Here is a 17,768-nt window from a genome sequence, read left to right on the forward strand (position 1 = left end):
GCGTTTACTATATGGAATCGGGTTGTGAATCTAGATGAACTTTTTTCATTTATCACTTCATCTTATTGTGCAAATGCACAATCAAGATAATTGATTCATCAACTGCGCCATATAAAGCTCCATCAACTGTTTTACATGACGGGGATCTTTTCCGGTCAAAGCTTGTATCTTATCTAAACGATATCTCAATGTATTCCGGTGAATATATAATCGATCAACAATTCTTTGTAAATCACCACCCTCTTCAATGTAAATGCTTAATGTGTGGGCAAGCTCCACTTCTTGCGTTAATGGCTTGTAAAAGTCAGTCCAACTAACGTTTTCTTCAACAACTCCTGCAGTGATGAATAGTCTTTCCAACTGATAAGATTCAAAAAAATAAATACTTTCCTCCGGATCAAGAGCCTTCCCCAATCGCAAGGAATCTCTTGCGTGCTCAAAGGACAATGACAGCCGGCTTATGTCAGCGGCGACAGTCCCTATCCCCACAAGCACCTGGCCCCCTACTGCATTTTCCATTGTTCTTTGCAACTGCACAACCACATGCTTTAAACGATGATCAGAGATCGGCTCCCTTAAAAGAACCAATTCATGACGAAAAGTCATACCAAGCAAATCATCTGCATTCTTATCGTATTGAATCGCATGCATCATTTTATGCACAGCGTCTTCTGAGGAGGGAACTGGCTGAAAAATGATGGCCATCCGGCGCTTATCTAAATCCATTCCTAGCCATGCAGCTCGGTTCTTTAGCTGATAATCACCAACGTCCGAATCAGAAATTAACTGATTGACAATTTCACTCTCTATTCGCTGCCGCCACTGCACTCGTTCGAGCAGAAAAGACTGCTCTAACACTAGCTCAGCTGCCATTTTCACCAGCTCAGCATGATGCCGAATATTCTCCGGCTCACCTGTAATGCCGATCACACCAACTACTTGTTCACGAAAGCAAATGGGCAAATTGATTCCTGGTCTGACTCCTTCTAATTGTAAGGACGCCTTGTAGTCAATTTCCATACTGTTCCCGCTTGTTAGCACAAGTCGTGCACCATCATGTTTCTGACCAATCCTGTTTCGTTCACCAGAACCAATGATGACACCATCCGCATTCATTACATTGATATTTTTATCTAAAATACGCATCGTACGTTCAACCATTTCTTGTGCCAATTCAGTGGTTAAAAATTGCATGAGGCATCTCTCCTGAGGGTGTTTTCATTCAATGTATCATAGTGTCATTGCACAATAAATGCAAAGTGTTTAAAAATAAGTCATTGACAAAGGTACTTTGAAAAGTGTTTAATCAAATCAAAGGACCGACTGACAGTCTAGTCAAAAGAAAGGATGGCTTTATGAGAACCGTTAAACATCCTGAAGAACGTAAAAATGACATCTTAAACGCAGCCGAAGAGCTTTTTTCTACCAAAGGCTATCAGCAAACAACGATTATCGATATTCTGAAAGCTGTTGGCATTGCAAAAGGCACTTTTTATTATTACTTTTCATCCAAAGAAGAAGTGATGGATGCCATTATTGACAGGATCATTAAAGCAGATATCATCGTGGCAAAACGTATTGCAGCTGATCCAGACCTTCCAGTGGTCGACAAACTATTTCGCATTATCATGTCGCAATCGCCAAAGCAAGGAAGCAATAAACAGGGCATGATCGAACAATTTCACCAGCCTTCTAATGCAGAGATGCACCAAAAAAGCTTAATTAAAGCGATTAAAGAACTCTCACCCGTTTTAGCTGATGTCATTCAGCAAGGTGTGGAAGATGGAACATTTAATACAAAGTACCCTCAAGAAACGGTGGAATTCCTTCTTGCTTCTGCACAAGTCATATTTGATGAGGGCCTTTTTCAATGGACAGCCGAAGAGAGTATGCAGCGCGCACTAGCTTTTATCGATATCCTCGAATCCTCATTACATGCAGAAAAAGGGAGTTTCTCCTTTCTTCTGAAACGTTTAACTGGAGAACTTGATGAACATAATCAGTGATTGGTCACTTCAATACCAATCCTGCATACATTATAGACTGACGGTCGGTCTAACAGGAGAGTGATACCCTTGTCTTTATTATCTAAAAGAGGCTCATCCCACTTTATTTACCTCGTGCTCGGACAGATTATTTCCGTTTTTGGGTCTTCCTTAATTCGGTTTGTTCTATCTTTACACGTGCTAGATATGACTCAGCGTGTTGACTTATATGCCTTACTATTCGCTTTATCCAATGTACCACTCCTTCTTTCGCCCTTAGCAGGCGCAATTGCTGACCGGTTTAACAGAAGGAACTTGATGATTTTATTTGATGTTCTCACTGGCATCATGATTGTGGCTTTTTATTTTTGGTTATTCTCAGGCAATGATTCACTCATTATGATCGGAGCGGTCATGGTGCTTCTTGGTGTGATGAGTACGTTCTATGCTCCCGCTGTGATGTCCAGCATTCCACAGTTAGTAAAACAGGAACAATTAGAACAAGCAAACGGGATTGTCAATGGCGTGCAGGCACTTTCAGGTGTCCTCGCTCCTATTATCGGTGGGGTACTGTACGGACTGGTTGGAAGTCAATCCATCATAGGTGCCAGTGCCATCGTGTTCTTTCTATCAGCATGCATGCTTTTACGGTTAAACATATCCTTCTCACCTAGCCCCTTAACGGAACCTATGGGCAAAGTGCTCTTAAAAGATATGAAACAAGGATTTTTCTATATTGGCAGGCAGTCATTTTTAAAAAGAGCCATGTTGCTTGCTGCAATGTTAAATTTCATCCTCACACCATTTTTTATCGTAGGTGGTCCGATTATTTTAAGGGTCACAATGAAAAGCAGTGACATCATGTATGGAGTAGGCATGGGCTTGATTGAGTTCGCCGTCATCGCAGGGGCTCTGCTAGTTGGAATTGTAGCAAAGCATTGGCGTATCTCTACTTTATATCGCTGGCTGATCGTCATCGCGATCATTTTGCTACCTGTCGCATTCTCAACATCGAACACAGCTCTTCACTTTGGCACTTATCCAGCTTATTTTCTCTTTCTAGCAGGATGTCTTCCGATTGCTATGCTTCTTACAATGATCTCAATCGTTGTGATTTCACATGTTCAAAAGAAAACGCCAAATAATCAATTAGGAAAAGTGATGGCCAATCTGACAATGGTTTCTCAATGTGCTGCTCCACTTGGTCAAATGATGTATGGTTTCTTGTTCAATACGTTTTCAGCAAACATGTATGTGACAGTTCTAATAGTCAGTACTTTCATGTTTGTCCTTGCCTATTTAACAAAAAATATGTTGCAACATGAAGGGGAATCAGCCTCATGAGACTGACGTTTATAAAGAAGGACTTAACCCGCCACCGTCTCATTTCCATCGGTTTAACAATATGCATTATGATGACATCATTTCTAGCAACAAGTGCCGCTCAAATGACAGTACAGCTGAATGGTTCCATTTCTAATCTGCTCCATTCAGCCAAGGCACCAGACTTTGTCCAAATGCATGAAGGCAGCCTAAAGGAAAACGATATTGAGACTTTTTCAAGCAAGCAGAATATGGTTAAGGCACATCAAATCGTCCCAATGATTCCAATTGAACATGCAAATATCAAGTTCGGAAACGAACCCGCCAAAGCAGGTGTGATGGATCATTTATTTGTGAAACAGAATCGTTATTTTGATTTTCTTTTAAATGAACAAAATGAAAAGCTCACTATCAGTAAAGGTGAAGTCGCAGTGCCTATTTACTTTCAGCAAAGGTATCATCTGAAAATAGGAGAAACGTTACTGATCGGGAAAGGGGCTAATCAATTCTCTTTCCGCATCAAAGCATTCTTGCGTGATGCACAAATGAACCCCAGTCTTGTTAGTTCGAAAAGATTCCTTCTTCATCACAAAGATTGGGACGCAATGAATCAAGTGTTTCATAAAAAGGAATATTTGATTGAATTTTTATTGCATGATGCCGCCCAGGCAGATGCTTTTCAAGCAATCTACCAGTCATCCCAGCTTCCACAACAAGGTCCAGCTGTTACTTTACCTTTGCTGCGTATGCTAAACGCATTAACAGATGGAATGGTGATCGCCATTCTCCTACTTGTTTGCATGCTGCTCATCGGAATAGCTCTTCTCTCTCTCCACCTTGCTATGACGGCTTCTATAGAAGAAGACGAACGTGAATTTGGAATATTGAAGGTGCTTGGGATTCCCTTAAGAAGAATCAAGCAATTATACGTTGGAAAGTATGCCTTGCTTGCTTGTGTAGGGTGTATAGCAGGATATGGATTAACGCTTATATTTGGTGATATATTTACAGCCAATATTCAGCGTTACATGGGAATTCAGCCTTCTTTTACTACTTGGTTCATTCCGCTTTGTGTTTCTATTGTCATAGCAACGATCATCATTTCTGGCAGCTATAATGTCCTAAGAAAGTTTGGTCGAGTATCAGCCGCTCAAGCACTTCAAGGCAACGTTATTTCAACGAATGATAAAAAACAAATACCCTTGCATCTCAAGAAAAATAGGTTCATACCAGTCAATATGTGGCTTGGTTTAAAAGATCTGTTATCACGAAAGAAGTTGTATACAACGATTACTTGTATTATCGCCCTTTGTACATTTTTGATGCTGCTACCTATTCAGCTATGGCATACATTACAATCGCCGGATTTCATCACATATCTTGGCTCTGGTCAAAGTGACCTCCGAATCGATATACGACAAGGAAGTCATTTAAAGGAAAAAACAAATGTAATAGAATCAATGATTCTTGAAGATCGAGATATTCATGCATCAGCCATATATGAAACAACTTCTCTCCAGGCAAAATCAAAGGAGAATTCATTAGAAACACTCTATTTAGAAACAGGTAATCTCTCTGCATTTCCTCTTACCTATTTACAAGGGCGACAGCCTTTAAAGAAGAAAGACATTGCCTTATCAGTGCTCAGTTCAGATTCACTTCAGAAAAAGGTAGGAGAAAAAATTACTCTTGTATCAAACGGGCATGAAATTGAAAAGACTGTGACTGGCATTTATCAGGATGTCACGAACGGTGGGAAAACAGCAAAAGCAATATCACAGCCATTTCCTCAATCAGCCCTTTAGAAAACCATTCAAATCCAACTAAACCAAGAAGTAGAAATTGAAGAGAAAAAAACAGTACTTGAAAAAGAGATATCCCCTGCAAAAGTGACAGATATGAAAGAATACGTTCATCAAACAATCGGCAGTACAGCATCTTTAGTAAAAGTCATTGCATTTTTATCTACATTAGCTGCTTTTGGCACCGCAAGTTTGATGTTAATCATGTTCCTACACATGTTAAAAGCAAAAGATTCCAGTCGAAACCATTTGTTAAGAACGATTGGATTTTCTAAAAAAGATGTAATAGGGCAGTATATGACAAGTTTTATTGCCGTTATCTTTTTGGGCGCATTGATTGGCACTATCGCTGTCCACACGATTGGACCAGCTTTAATGAGTATAGGTGGAGCATCCTTAGGGGCATCAAGCCTTCAATGGCTGGCACCACAATGGGTCTCAGTTGTATACCCCATCACACTGTTGATTGTCAGCTTAGCTTTAAGCGCTTCGTTATTGAAGACATTTTTTACTAGTCAAACTTCACGTCATACACTTTCATAAGGAGATGTTTCACATGGAACATTTGATTGAAACAAAGCGATTGTCTTTGCAAATTGATTCTTTAAAAGGACAGAAACAAATCATCCTTAAAGATATCCATTTATCGATAAATCCTGGGGAATTTGTGACGATTATGGGACCTTCCGGATGCGGGAAAACCTCCTTGCTTTATCAGCTTAGTGGGATAGAAACAGCCTCAACAGGAGAGATCAAATATAAGGGCCATTTACTATCAGAAATGACAGATAAACAGTTATCTGCTCTGCGTTTAACAGAAATGGGATTTGTCTTTCAACACAGCCACTTACTAAAAAACCTTAATCTATTTGATAACATCATTACTGCAGCTTACTTAACAAAGAAAAAGCCAAGAAAAGAAGTAAATGAACGAGCTAGATATTTAATGGAGAAACTTGATATTGACCATTTAGCAGATAGATATTTGTCAGAAGTTTCAGGAGGTCAGCTTCAAAGAGCATCTATCTGTCGAGCGCTGATGAATGAACCAGACATTCTTTTCGCTGATGAACCAACAGGTGCTCTTAACTCCCATGCAACGAAGGAAGTGATGAATATCTTTTCGAAAATCCATTCTGAAGGGGCGACATTACTGCTTGTCACACATGACCCAAAGGTTGCTCTTCGTTCTGAAAGAATCATGTTTATGAATGACGGAGAAATAACAGCCAGCTTACATTTAGGGAAATTTGATGCGGCAAGTGCCGAGAAACGGGAGACCCGATTAAATCAATGGCTCCAAGGTTTGGGGTTTTAAGTTGTAGTAAAACAGGCATTTTTCGCCTGTTTTACTTTTCCTGGCACTCAAATGAATAATCCATAGATAAACTATTAGTTTCTAGTATGATTTTACCGCCTACTTGTTGACAAGATTCTGTCAGTAATTCTATTTCTTTGCTATAAAAGTATCTCTTTGACACATACAGAGTCACTAAAACGAGTAACAGCGTCGCAATGACCAATGTGATTTGCCAGTTTAGGATTTTAAATCTTTTTTTCATATCAACATCCTTTCAAGCAGACGAATTTTTGTGATTAATAGCTACTTTTGTCTGCTTCTATCAGTTTCTATTCCAAATTTGATCTAGCATCATCATAACTGATTTTCTTTGATAGATCGACCTCCCAACTTACCCACCGATCACCTAAAATCCCTTTATTTTCAATATACCAATAATATTTTCGATCATAATCATAAAACCTATTGTATATACTCCTCTTTTAGACAATTAAAAAAAGATTTTAATCATTTGTAAAAACATTCAATCACCATTACAATTTCGTTCATCACATGACCATTGGTCCTTTTTATTACCTCTTGGCAATCACCTCACAGAAACGATTATATTCTTCCAAAAATTGTGATATCGTTTTTTAGTGAAACAGGTGAAAGGATCTTAAAGAGGTGAAATTTCATGACTATCATTTCTGCTGAACAGGTGGGGAACCGTTTAAATGATTGGCGAATTGCGATTCGCAAACATGATGTACAAAGTGCTAACGCAATGTACACAGAATTAAAGCAATTGCTTCAAGAAATGGAAGAAAATCAGGAGGTATTGACTTATTATTCATTGCTAGAAGGCAAGTATAAACTCATGATATATGAACGCAGAGGTAAAACACTGAAAGAACAGACAGAGCTAGATTGCCCATCTAAAACAAACGACTTAATTGAATACTATTTTTACCTATACAAAGCCCTTTACGCTTCATATAACAGAGACTATGCATCAGCCATTGGACTGTTTAAAATTGCTGAGAAAAAACTACAAAACATTCCGGATGAAATAGAAGTAGCTGAATTCCATACGAAAATCGCAAACTTATATATGCTACTTCGTCAAAGCCTAATTTCTCTTCACTATATTCAGAATGCTGTAGATATTTTCAAAAGTCATGAGGGATATGAAAGAAGACTAGCGTCAGCCTTTGTCATCTCCGCTGCTAATTATATGGATATTGGCGACTTCACAAGAGCAGAAAACTACTATAAAAAAGCATTACACATCGCTGACAGTCTAAATGATCGTTTTCTAGCTTCACAGCTTTTTCATAATATCAGTATTCTGTATGCTGAAGCTGGAGAATCGAAAAAATGTATCGATGCCCTAGAACAGGCTCTAAGTGATGAAAACTACCTCTCATCATGCTATTTCCATCACACCATGTTTATGTTAGTCAAAGAACTTTTATCTATTGATGAAAGAACACAAGCTCTCTATTACTTCGAATTAGTCAACCAAAAACACGAATCAGAGAAATGCCCCATCTATACAGCAAAAATGAATTTGCTTTACCATCTATATTTTACTGAGGATATGTCTCAAAAAGCTCAAGCCTGTTTCGAGGAAATCAGCATTCTAAAAGAATTAAAGGATGCTGAAGGTGCATGTGAATTAAGTGCACTGGCTGCAAAACACTTTGAAGATTTAGGTGCCATTCATCAAGCCTATCTCTTTTTGAAGGAAGCCTATCACATGAACCATCCTATATTTGAATGGAGGAATTCTAATGAAAAAAATGAGTTTATTGTTCATCGCTTTAACCATTGTCGTTTTCGGACAAACAGTGTCTTTCAATTCGTTAAATGACACGAATCCTGGCACAACAGAACGACCTATCGGAACTTAATATAAAACTGATCACAGCAAAGAACCACTTGCCTGGTCAAAAGGCAAGTGGTTCCACCATTATTTCAATTGCTGATAAGACATGAGGCGGTGTATATGTACCGCAAGATACGTAAGCTCATCATTCGGAATCACGATACTATGCACCTGTTTAATATAATCTTTGATTTTAAAAGCAACATCCATCGCTTGAGGATACAAGTGTGCAATTTGTTCAAACAACTCATTTTCTTGATCCGAGAGTAATTTATTTGCATAAAATCTCTCTACAAAGAACTTCACATGTGTAATGAATCGACTGTAATGAATATTCTCCTGATCCATTTTCATATTCAATGTATAGCGCACAAGATTGACAATGCTTCCGATCATTTTGGCATATTTCATGCTATCTTTTGAATCGGATTCTTCACCTAATGCATTGATTAAGTGAAAGGCAATATTTGCTGCTTCTTCTTTTGGTAATTGTATGCTCAATGTATCATTAACTAATTCAAGAGCGTACTTCCCTACTTCAAATTCTTCAGTATAGTAATTTTTGATTTCCCAGTACACACGATTCGTAATATTAATATTCTTTTTATGTCGTTCAACAGCAAAATTCAAATGATCCATTAAGGTAAAATAAACACCTGAATTTAGATTTGAATTTAACCGTTTTTCTGCATATTGGACGATGCGCTGAGTTAAATCGATAAACTCTTGAGGCATTGAATCTAACAATTGAAGAAATTCCTTTGCTCTCATGTTATCGACTGACATAAAGACTTGGTCCGCTTTTTTCTCTTCTATCATTTGACCCGGTTTCTGTCCATAGCCAATCCCACGGCCAAACAAAACCATCTCCTGTTGGTTCTGATCTTCAGCCAGGACCACACTCGAGTTTAAAACTTTTTTGATTTTAAACATCGTCATCACCTGTTTTCATGATTGTGGTGTTCAATCAAGCGATTCACCATTTGTCTCAATGACTTTTTGGTACCAATAAAATGAGTCTTTTCGAGATCGTTTTAATGTGCCGTTCCCATCATCATCTTGATCTACGTGAATAAAGCCATAGCGTTTTGACATTTGTGATGTACCTGCACTAATAATATCAATTGAGCCCCAGCTCGTATATCCAAAAAGATCGACGCCTTCTTCAATCGCTTCTCTCATCTGACGGAAATGCTCTTTAAAATAGTTAATCCGATAGTCGTCATGGATAGAGCCATCACTTTCAACTACATCCTTAGCTCCCATTCCATTTTCGACAATGATAAGAGGTTTTTGATAGCGATCGTACAGTTCGATTAAAGAAATTTTCAGACCAACCGGATCAATTTGCCAGCCCCAGTCAGTTGAAGGCAGATAAGGGTTTTTGACTCCACGAATCGTATTCCCTTCTGTCTGCTCTAACCCTTCTTGAGCTGATTCAGTTAAAGACATATAGTAGCTAAATGAGATGAAATCGACTGTATTTTCTTTTAGAATGTTGAGATCATCTGCTTCCATTTGAATATGAATATTTTTTCTCTCAAGCATCCGTGTAATCAGTGGTGGATATTCGCCAAACACCTGAACATCTGCATAGAAATAGTTTTCTAAGTTTTGTTTTAAAGCTTGTTCCACATCATTCGGATGACACGTATGCGGATACGTTGTCAATTTTGTCAGCATACACCCAACCTGGCTACCTGGAATAATACGATGGCAATCAGCTGTTACAAGAGCAGACGCAACAAATTGATGATGGAGTGCTTGATACACGGTCTCTTCTACTTTACCTTCTGGGCAACGATCAGGAATAATTCCTGCTGTAATGAATGAGTGGCGGTGAATACTATCAATTTCATTAAAGGTGAGCCAATATTTCACATCATGTTGATAGCGTTCGAAACAAACATTAGCGAATTTTACGAAGAGATCGACCACTTTTCTTTCCACCCAGCCGTTATATTTCACACTAAGGGCTAAAGGCATTTCATAATGAGAGAGTGTCACAATCGGTTCTATATTAAGTTTTTTCATTTCGGCAAATACACGCTCATAGAATTGCAGACCTTTTTCATTTGGTTCAGCTTCTTCTCCAGTAGGGAAGATACGACTCCACGCAATAGAAATGCGAAGTGTTTTAAAGCCCATTTCAGCAAATAGAGCCAAATCCTCTTTATAGTGGTGATAGAAATCAACACCTCTGCGTTTAGGGTATTTTTTATCATCTGGGTCATTTATTGCACGTTCTATATTTTCAGAAGTCACAGCAAGATGTCCTTCATAATCTTCTACACTTAAGTTGGAACGATACATTGCAATATCTGCAACTGATGGTCCCTTTCCATCTATATTCCAGGCGCCTTCTGCCTGGTTGGCGGCAATGGCGCCGCCCCATAAAAACCCTTTTGGAAAACCTTTAATTGTTGTCATATATTTAGCCTCCTAATTGTGTAACAACCATCAATGTATCTTGACGATTGACCTCTTGTAATGGCTGTACCTTTATTTCATATTGATCTGTATTTGTGATGACAGCAAGTGTAACTGGATCATAACCTGCTGCTATGATTTTTTCTACATCAAATTCAATCAGTAAATCTCCTGCTTGAACACGTTCTCCTGCCTGAACTTTTGGCTGAAAAAACTGTCCTTCCAATTGCACGGTATCAATGCCGATATGGAATAATACTTCAACGCCTTGGTCCGTTTTCATACCAAGTGCATGATTTGTTTCGAACAGCATGGTCACCTCACCATCTACTGGTGCGTAAAGCGCTCCTTCTGAAGGGACAATGGCAATTCCGTCTCCCATGACCTTTGAAGAAAAAATATCATCTTTTACTTCAGATAGAGAGATCATTTGACCAATCACAGGACTTTTGAATGTCTCACCTGCTCCAATTTGTTCAGCAAATGCAGCTTGATCATTTGTCTTTTCTTCTACCTTTTTATCCTTACCTAATACAAAAGCAGCGATAAAAGCGACAATAAAGGAAATGACTGCTCCAATGACAGCAAACATTAGATTTCGTGGGAGCTCATCTGATATAAACATCGACATACTTGCTAATCCAGGACCAACAAGTACAAAGGCTTGTATCCCAATTAATCCAATGAAGGTCCCACCAACAAACGAACCAATCATGACACTTCCAAGGACTCGCTTATTTTGAAGTGTGACACCATACAAAGCAGGCTCTGTGATACCAAAAAATGCTGAAATCCCTGCCGAAATAGCTGTTGATCTGAGTACCTTGTCTTTTGTGCGTAGTGCTACAGCAAAACACGCTCCACTTTCCGCAATATTATGCGCAAGTGATGCTGGCAGATAAAGTGCTTCTTTCCCAAGGGTACCCATCGTTGTGACTGCATAAGGGACCATTGCTTTGTGCATACCTGATGCGACCATGAATGGAAGGACTGCTGCTAAAATCGCGACAGCTACCCAGCCTACTGTATTAAACATCGCAAGAATAACGGATGAAAACCCTTGTCCTGCTGTAAAACCAAGTGGTCCTAATAACAGTAACGTAACTGGTACAGTAATGACTAATGACATCATTGGGACAAAGAAAATCCGAATTGGTTTTGGTGAAAATCGTGTGAAGAATTTTTCCATTTGAGCGTAAAGCAATACAGAAAGAATTGCTGGGAATACTTGATACGCATAAGCTATATTTTTCACGTCGAACGACAACAATTGCGCACCTTCAGTAAGCATAGCCGTCATGTTCGGAAGAAGAAGCGCACCGACTGCTGATAATGCGACCAGTGGGTTTACTTTTAGTTTATTTGCCGTTGTTACAGCGACTAGTAATGGCAGGAAGTAAAGCGGCGCGTCCCCTACCATGTTCAATATTTGATAGGTTTGGCCTTTTGCATCCATCCAGCCTAATAGAGAGAAAAGGAGAAGAAATGATTTTAAAATCCCTCCGCCTGCGATAGCTGGAACAAGCGGCTGGAAGACACCCACAATGAAATCTAATAGAACTGTGCCTACTTTTCTTTTTTCTTTTGGCTGATTGGATGGCACGACTTGCCCCGATGAGCTGCTGCTGCCCATTATTCTTGTTACCTCTTGATACACTTCAATCACGTCATTCCCAATGACCACTTGGCATTGTCCTGACATTCTGACAGCTATGACACCTGGTGTTTTTTCTAATGCTGGTACATCTGCTTTTTTCTGATCAATTAGTGTGAAGCGAAGTCTTGTTGAGCAGTGCTCAAGGTGCGCAATGTTTTCTTTACCACCTACATGCTGTAAAACGTCTTTGGCGACTTGTGTGTAATCCATTTTTTTCTCCTCCTTTTCTCGTACATGAGACCTATATTTTGGCAATAAAAAAAGGATCTAAAACGACAAATTAAAGAAATTCATCGTTTTTAGATCCTGCCTGCATGACCAGTCACATGTCTAATTTATTTATATTGGATTTATTTTTAGTATATATCGATTATATGAAAGCGTCAACATTTATTTTTCTGAAATTTATTAAGGTCTATATACCTAAATTGATTTTCTTTGATTTAATTGAAGCAACCTTTCTCGCTTCCTTGTACAACGATATCCATTTATCATCAATAAGAACTATCTCTATTATAAAAAACCAGATAAGTTTACTCATCTGGTTTTCACCATTTATTATTTTTTCTGTTCTTCCGCCTGCTTTTTGAATGCTTTCGCTTGTTTTTGATATTCCTTCTTCGTGACCGCTTTTAACTCTACGGTACCGCCTGTCATTTTAAATGGAAGTTTGATTGATTTTACATCTCGATCAGTGGAACCTTTAATGATCCCATCTTCAATTGATGGCTCATGGCCCATTACGAAACTTCTTCCATCCGTTTCACCCGAGACTTCTAATCTCATTTCTTTATAAGGCTTACAGTCTTCTTCAGGAACAGTTGTGATTAGAAGGGAGCCGGTCCATCCAATCTCAATATGCATGGTTTTCACCTGTAAAAATAATTGTTTGTCCTTTGCCGTATAGAGAAAGCCATATACCTTTGCCACTTTCTCCTTGAAGTTTCTCATACTATCATAAAACCTATCCTCCGCGGTATCGAATAGATAATCATACCGTTTTTGAATATCTTTCTGATATTTATCTAGCTTTTTTTGATTGATCGCCTGATAAATCGTGCTTTTCTTTTCGCCTTGTTTTTTCACTGAAAGGCCTTTTCCTGAAAAATGAACTTCGTATACGATCGTTTCTTTACCTTGTGTGACTTTGAATTCATATCCATTTTCTTTTGAGCTGCCGGCTACGACAAATTGTTTTTTATAGATATGCGGATCCCATCTCACTTCTTCTACATACTTTTCATTTAAATGCCCTGTTACTTTCCCTTTGCTCTCAGATACCTTAAACCAGCTCATTCTATCCTTCGTTTTATACGCAAATGCATAGGAATGGTTCAATGAATTTTTTTGTGCGATTGCTTGATATGCTGTCCAGCCGCCTCCACCAATGACTAGCACTGTTAGGATAGACACGATCCACATTTTCAATTTACTCATACGTACCTCCACTAATATATGATTTAAAAAATATTCATTATCCCTATTAATATATTCAACTAAATTCTTATCGCCCTGAAATGCCATTCACAACATTCATCTGTTCCAACACGATCTACTTTTGCCATTCTTTCGCCTGCTTTTTGAATGCTTCCGTTTGTTCTTGATATTCCTCTTTCGTGACCGCTTTAAATTCTATTGTCCCGCCTGCCATTTTAAAAGGAAATTTAATTGATGTTGCATCTCGGTCAGTTTCCCCTAAAATAAAACCCTTTTCAATTGCAGGATAAGTACTCAAATCAAACATCATCCCATCTGAAACTCCACCGGCTGTATGTTTCGTTTCTTTATAAGGTTCACCACCATCTCCTGGAACCTTTCTCATCAGAAAAGAACCTGCCCATTCAGACTGCATATACATTCGTTTTACCTTTAGAAATAGTTGGTATGAACCATCCTCCGCCGTATACAGATAACCATAAGCGCCTGTTACTTTCTTAATGAAGTTTCTTACATAATCATGAAATCTATTTTCCGTGTCATCCATCAGTTTCTCATATCGATCATGAATGTCCTGTTGAACAGCACGTAGTTTTTTTTGATCAACTGCTTTGTATGTGATGCTTTGCTTTTCACCTTGTTTTTTCACAGAAAGATCCTTTTCGGCAAGGTGAACTTCATATGTGACCATTTCTTCCCCTTGCTTTACATGAAATTCGTAACCGTTTTCAATTGATTTTCCGGTTAATTGATATTTGTTGATAAATATATTGGGATCATAATGCCTTTTCGGATTTTCCTCTAAAATGGTTTCATTCAGATGACCTGTTACTTTTCCGTTTCTCTCTGTTACCTTGAACCAGTTCACACGATCATTTGTCTTATATGCAAAGGCGTAGGGGTGATTTAAACCACTCTTTTTTGCGATTGCTTGATATGCTATAAAGCCGCCTCCACCAATCATGAGTACCGCCAGAATAGCCATGAGCCAAATTTTCGATTTACTCATATATCCCCCTCCAAACTATCATCGTTCAATCAATATGAATGATTCATTTCATGGATTAACAAATCAGTGATCTTTTCACCTCCTTTCTAGCATTTTTTTCTCTTATACATCTTGTGTCTGCAGCTATACATCGTTTATTATATATCTAAATGATATATCTTTTAGATAGGTGTGCTGAAATGAAAAAATACAATGATACGACGTATGCAATTTTAGGTATTTTAACGACAGATTGTAAGTCAGGGTACGAAGTGAAGCAATTAATTGATAGAAGCTTGCATCATTTTTGGAAAATTAGTTATGGACAAATTTATCCAGCTTTAAAGTTAATAGTCGAGGAAGGGCTTGCTGAGGTTTCACCTGCTTCTTCGTCAGGTCGCTCTGACAAGCGGGAATATCATCTGACTGAAAAAGGGCTGGAGACGTTAAGGCAATGGCTGGCAAAGCCTCTTGATCAGTTACCAACAGAACGAAATGAAGTGTTATTAAAGTTATTCTTCGGTCAATATCTTTCGATTGAGAAAAAACTGGTGCTTCTGCAGGATTATGAAAGACAGCTTCGTATCCGTTATGAGACCTATGTTTCGATTGAAGAAAACATTCAAGAGCTTTATCCCGATGAAGCAGATGCGAAGTATTGGCTGTTTACATTAGATTACGGAAAAAGAGTGGCTCAAGCAGGAATTGATTGGTGTGTGGAGACATCCCATTTGATGAAGAAGGAAGGGTAAATGTATGAAAAAAGACATACGTACTGGCAGGTTTACAACGGAGAATTCTGACTCGATTGTTGTGTTTATTATCGGCATGCGGATCAATAAACGCTGGGCGGTTCATCAATGGATGCCTGTGTTCATGTCAATGCCTGGTATGATCAAAGAGCTGTATACCCATCAAGAAGAGCTTGGTTTCCTCGGGACAGAGAATTACTTGGGCTTACGCACGACAGCGATGATCCAATATTGGAGATCAACAGATGACCTTCTGGCTTATGCAAAGATGGAAAAACATTTGGCAGCTTGGAAGAACTTCCATCAGAGGGCTCAGAACAATGACGCAGTGGGTATTTATCATGAAACTTATCAAATTCAAGCCGGCTCATATGAATCCGTCTATGTGAACATGCCTTCTTATGGACTGAGCCAAGCGAGAGCGCCTATCCCAATTGGTAAAGGAAAACAAACAGCAAAAGAACGGCTGAAAACAACAAATTCCTAGAGAGCGAACCTCTAGGAATTTCTTTTTGCGACGGTCACAAAATGTTTTAATATGCGGGCTGTTAATCCCCAAATGGTGTAGTCTTCATAATCATAAAACCATTCCTCTATCGAACGACTCCCCCAGCGGTACTTCTCACCATTCATGATTTTTTCATAAGGGAAATCCTCAGCTGGTGTTGGCTGAACGGATACATGATGTAAGTATGGCTCATATTGACTTAACCATGATAAAGGCACGGTAAAGGTCTCTTCTACTTCTTCTTGATTGAAGGAGTGTTTTAATTTTTGTTCATCAATGATCCCGACATATGGATAGACCACGAAGGACGGAGATGCAATGTAAGGGCTGAGCTGTCCAAGAATCTCCACCGATTCTGGCGGAATGCCAAGCTCTTCATGTGTTTCTCGCAATGCAGCCTGCTGTGCTGTTTCGCTGCCGTCGAGCTTGCCACCAGGGAAGCTAATATCACCCGGCTGTTTTCTCATGATGAGCGATCGCACCTCAAATAAAATATGCCATTCTCCGTTTACTTGCACCAAAGGGACAAGGACTGCAGCTTTGAACGCTGTTTCTTCTCCAATAAATAAAGGTTGAGATTGATGTAAGTCATTTTTTAATTGGTCAATGAACACGGACATCACCTATTTTCTGTTTCTCTTTCTTTTAGCGTATCATGGTTCATCTTTTGAAGAAAGATGATCTTTCTGACAATTATTTTTATCAATTTGACAACTTTACTTGTCAAATTGAATAAGATGCTTTACAATCAAAGAAAGATTCAGATCAAAATTGAGGTGACAGAATGAAAAATCGATTAAAAGAGCTTCGTGCGCGTGATGGTTTGAACCAAACTGAACTTGCCAATCGTGCAAAGGTTTCTCGTCAGACCATCAGCTTAATGGAACGAGATGAATTAATGCCGTCTCTCTTGCTCGCTGTTAAGCTTTCACGAATTTTTCAGGAACCCATTGAACGTATTTTTCTATTCGAGGAGGATGAACTATCATGAAAACTGTATACAAAATGCTATTAGGTGCTCTCCTTGGCTTTCTCGGCGCTTACTGTCTGCTGGCAGCTGAATTTGAGATGACCCTTCTTGATGTCGCATTTGAAGCGACTCTTGTCATCAGCGGCTTGACGATTGTATTGATTGTTTATTGTTTTTCAGGGATTTCACGTATGAAGAAAAGAGTATCACTTTCGGTCTCTGGAGATGAAGAGGATGAACTCGAAGCAAAACAGTATCGTACCTTTACTGATTCGACTTTAGCCAATACAGTGAGTACCATTTTATCCATTATTGCCATCGGTATGGCTATCGTTACCGAACTTCCTATTTGGCTGATTCTCGTCAATGTTGCTTTATTTATCATTACCATTATCAGTTCTTATGTAGCGTTATCCGTTCTAAAACTTGTCTACCCTAATCGCAATCTCCCAAGCCCGACTGACAAAGATTATAATAAAAAACTGCTTGCTATTTCTGATGAAGGTGAAAAGCATGTGATGCTTGGCGGACTGTTTCACACGTATCAAATGATGAACATCTTATTGACCGGTGCCATGTTTATTTTGATTGTGTATTCCCTTGGAGCCAATCACTCTCAGCTCTTCTCAATCATCGTGATTGGAATTGTTTTAATCCTTTTGAATGCCAATTATATGTTCAGGATTAGAAATCGTTGAATGAACAAAAGCACAGCCTACTGCAAAGGCTGTGCTCAGCTTGTAGAC

The 17,768-nt window shown here is 38.9% G+C and carries 17 protein-coding genes; 10 read left to right on the forward strand and 7 right to left on the reverse strand.

Going from position 1 to position 17,768, the window contains the following annotated elements; translation table 11 throughout:
• Positions 1 to 81 precede the first annotated feature (81 nt).
• Positions 82 to 1,194 (reverse strand): CdaR family transcriptional regulator, encoded by a 1,113-nt coding sequence (locus NKR21_RS20370; RefSeq protein ID WP_012011825.1) that lies wholly within the window; start codon positions 1,192 to 1,194, stop codon positions 82 to 84.
• A gap of 161 nt (positions 1,195 to 1,355) precedes the next feature.
• Here NKR21_RS20370 and NKR21_RS20375 point away from each other — a divergent pair, with 161 nt between their 5' ends.
• The 6 genes from NKR21_RS20375 to NKR21_RS20400 all read left to right on the forward strand — a co-directional run bounded on the left by NKR21_RS20375 (position 1,356) and on the right by NKR21_RS20400 (position 8,265).
• On the forward strand, positions 1,356 to 2,006 hold the full coding sequence (locus tag NKR21_RS20375; RefSeq protein WP_012011826.1) for a TetR/AcrR family transcriptional regulator: 651 nt from the start codon (positions 1,356 to 1,358) through the stop codon (positions 2,004 to 2,006).
• A 69-nt stretch (positions 2,007 to 2,075) separates the two neighbouring features.
• Positions 2,076 to 3,329, forward strand: coding sequence for an MFS transporter (locus NKR21_RS20380; protein WP_144458526.1), 1,254 nt, complete (start codon positions 2,076 to 2,078; stop codon positions 3,327 to 3,329).
• The gene (locus tag NKR21_RS20385) at positions 3,326 to 5,113 is read left to right on the forward strand and encodes an ABC transporter permease (RefSeq protein ID WP_253602562.1); all 1,788 of its coding nucleotides are present in this window, start codon (positions 3,326 to 3,328) and stop codon (positions 5,111 to 5,113) included. The genes NKR21_RS20380 and NKR21_RS20385 overlap by 4 nt, the downstream gene beginning before the upstream one ends.
• Before the next feature lie 93 nt (positions 5,114 to 5,206).
• Positions 5,207 to 5,653, forward strand: a complete 447-nt coding sequence (locus NKR21_RS20390; protein ID WP_253602563.1) for an FtsX-like permease family protein — start codon at positions 5,207 to 5,209, stop codon at positions 5,651 to 5,653.
• A 13-nt stretch (positions 5,654 to 5,666) separates the two neighbouring features.
• Entirely contained in the window at positions 5,667 to 6,428 is a 762-nt protein-coding gene (locus NKR21_RS20395) for an ABC transporter ATP-binding protein (RefSeq protein ID WP_088001868.1), read from the forward strand.
• A 658-nt stretch (positions 6,429 to 7,086) separates the two neighbouring features.
• Positions 7,087 to 8,265, forward strand: a complete 1,179-nt coding sequence (locus tag NKR21_RS20400; protein ID WP_144458525.1) for a response regulator aspartate phosphatase — start codon at positions 7,087 to 7,089, stop codon at positions 8,263 to 8,265.
• A 99-nt stretch (positions 8,266 to 8,364) separates the two neighbouring features.
• Here NKR21_RS20400 and NKR21_RS20405 read toward each other — a convergent pair whose 3' ends face one another.
• From NKR21_RS20405 to NKR21_RS20425, 5 genes are all read right to left on the reverse strand, one after another.
• Complete coding sequence (locus NKR21_RS20405; protein WP_144458524.1) at positions 8,365 to 9,213, reverse strand: PRD domain-containing protein; 849 nt, start codon at positions 9,211 to 9,213, stop codon at positions 8,365 to 8,367.
• Between the two features lie 30 nt (positions 9,214 to 9,243).
• Entirely contained in the window at positions 9,244 to 10,710 is a 1,467-nt protein-coding gene (locus NKR21_RS20410; protein WP_144458523.1) for a glycoside hydrolase family 1 protein, read from the reverse strand.
• Between the two features lie 4 nt (positions 10,711 to 10,714).
• The gene (locus tag NKR21_RS20415; protein ID WP_144458522.1) at positions 10,715 to 12,577 is read right to left on the reverse strand and encodes a beta-glucoside-specific PTS transporter subunit IIABC; all 1,863 of its coding nucleotides are present in this window, start codon (positions 12,575 to 12,577) and stop codon (positions 10,715 to 10,717) included.
• A gap of 348 nt (positions 12,578 to 12,925) precedes the next feature.
• The gene (locus NKR21_RS20420; protein ID WP_144458521.1) at positions 12,926 to 13,804 is read right to left on the reverse strand and encodes a hypothetical protein; all 879 of its coding nucleotides are present in this window, start codon (positions 13,802 to 13,804) and stop codon (positions 12,926 to 12,928) included.
• Positions 13,805 to 13,919: 115 nt separating this feature from the next.
• Entirely contained in the window at positions 13,920 to 14,813 is an 894-nt protein-coding gene (locus NKR21_RS20425) for a hypothetical protein (RefSeq protein ID WP_144458520.1), read from the reverse strand.
• Positions 14,814 to 14,992: 179 nt separating this feature from the next.
• On the opposite strand from NKR21_RS20425, the gene NKR21_RS20430 reads away from it, so the two are divergent.
• The gene (locus NKR21_RS20430; protein WP_144458519.1) at positions 14,993 to 15,544 is read left to right on the forward strand and encodes a PadR family transcriptional regulator; all 552 of its coding nucleotides are present in this window, start codon (positions 14,993 to 14,995) and stop codon (positions 15,542 to 15,544) included.
• Positions 15,545 to 15,548: 4 nt separating this feature from the next.
• Positions 15,549 to 16,031 carry a DUF4188 domain-containing protein gene (locus NKR21_RS20435; RefSeq protein WP_144458518.1) on the forward strand — a complete coding sequence of 161 codons (483 nt, stop codon included), beginning with the start codon at positions 15,549 to 15,551 and terminating at the stop codon, positions 16,029 to 16,031.
• Positions 16,032 to 16,042: 11 nt separating this feature from the next.
• Here the strand turns inward: NKR21_RS20435 and NKR21_RS20440 are convergent, their stop codons facing one another.
• Positions 16,043 to 16,666: an NUDIX hydrolase gene (locus NKR21_RS20440; protein ID WP_144458517.1), complete on the reverse strand. Its 624-nt coding sequence runs from the start codon at positions 16,664 to 16,666 to the stop codon at positions 16,043 to 16,045.
• A 170-nt stretch (positions 16,667 to 16,836) separates the two neighbouring features.
• Here NKR21_RS20440 and NKR21_RS20445 point away from each other — a divergent pair, with 170 nt between their 5' ends.
• Positions 16,837 to 17,043 carry a helix-turn-helix transcriptional regulator gene (locus NKR21_RS20445; RefSeq protein ID WP_012011842.1) on the forward strand — a complete coding sequence of 69 codons (207 nt, stop codon included), beginning with the start codon at positions 16,837 to 16,839 and terminating at the stop codon, positions 17,041 to 17,043.
• Positions 17,040 to 17,720, forward strand: a complete 681-nt coding sequence (locus NKR21_RS20450) for a DUF3169 family protein (protein ID WP_144458516.1) — start codon at positions 17,040 to 17,042, stop codon at positions 17,718 to 17,720. Before NKR21_RS20445 ends, NKR21_RS20450 begins: the two co-directional genes overlap by 4 nt.
• Positions 17,721 to 17,768: the final 48 nt, after the last annotated feature.

The sequence above is a fragment of the Bacillus sp. 1735sda2 genome, from assembly GCF_024159245.1.
GTDB lineage: Bacteria > Bacillota > Bacilli > Bacillales > Bacillaceae > Bacillus > Bacillus pumilus_O.

Coding starts and splice junctions, on each gene's coding strand:
- NKR21_RS20395 (WP_088001868.1), top strand. CDS start 5,667: ATGGAACATTTGATTGAAACAAAGCGATTGTCTTTGCAAATTGATTCT.
- NKR21_RS20415 (WP_144458522.1), bottom strand. CDS start 12,577: ATGGATTACACACAAGTCGCCAAAGACGTTTTACAGCATGTAGGTGGT.
- NKR21_RS20370 (WP_012011825.1), bottom strand. CDS start 1,194: ATGCAATTTTTAACCACTGAATTGGCACAAGAAATGGTTGAACGTACG.
- NKR21_RS20405 (WP_144458524.1), bottom strand. CDS start 9,213: ATGTTTAAAATCAAAAAAGTTTTAAACTCGAGTGTGGTCCTGGCTGAA.
- NKR21_RS20390 (WP_253602563.1), top strand. CDS start 5,207: ATGAAAGAATACGTTCATCAAACAATCGGCAGTACAGCATCTTTAGTA.
- NKR21_RS20430 (WP_144458519.1), top strand. CDS start 14,993: ATGAAAAAATACAATGATACGACGTATGCAATTTTAGGTATTTTAACG.
- NKR21_RS20425 (WP_144458520.1), bottom strand. CDS start 14,813: ATGAGTAAATCGAAAATTTGGCTCATGGCTATTCTGGCGGTACTCATG.
- NKR21_RS20400 (WP_144458525.1), top strand. CDS start 7,087: ATGACTATCATTTCTGCTGAACAGGTGGGGAACCGTTTAAATGATTGG.
- NKR21_RS20435 (WP_144458518.1), top strand. CDS start 15,549: ATGAAAAAAGACATACGTACTGGCAGGTTTACAACGGAGAATTCTGAC.
- NKR21_RS20375 (WP_012011826.1), top strand. CDS start 1,356: ATGAGAACCGTTAAACATCCTGAAGAACGTAAAAATGACATCTTAAAC.
- NKR21_RS20445 (WP_012011842.1), top strand. CDS start 16,837: ATGAAAAATCGATTAAAAGAGCTTCGTGCGCGTGATGGTTTGAACCAA.
- NKR21_RS20420 (WP_144458521.1), bottom strand. CDS start 13,804: ATGAGTAAATTGAAAATGTGGATCGTGTCTATCCTAACAGTGCTAGTC.
- NKR21_RS20410 (WP_144458523.1), bottom strand. CDS start 10,710: ATGACAACAATTAAAGGTTTTCCAAAAGGGTTTTTATGGGGCGGCGCC.
- NKR21_RS20450 (WP_144458516.1), top strand. CDS start 17,040: ATGAAAACTGTATACAAAATGCTATTAGGTGCTCTCCTTGGCTTTCTC.
- NKR21_RS20385 (WP_253602562.1), top strand. CDS start 3,326: ATGAGACTGACGTTTATAAAGAAGGACTTAACCCGCCACCGTCTCATT.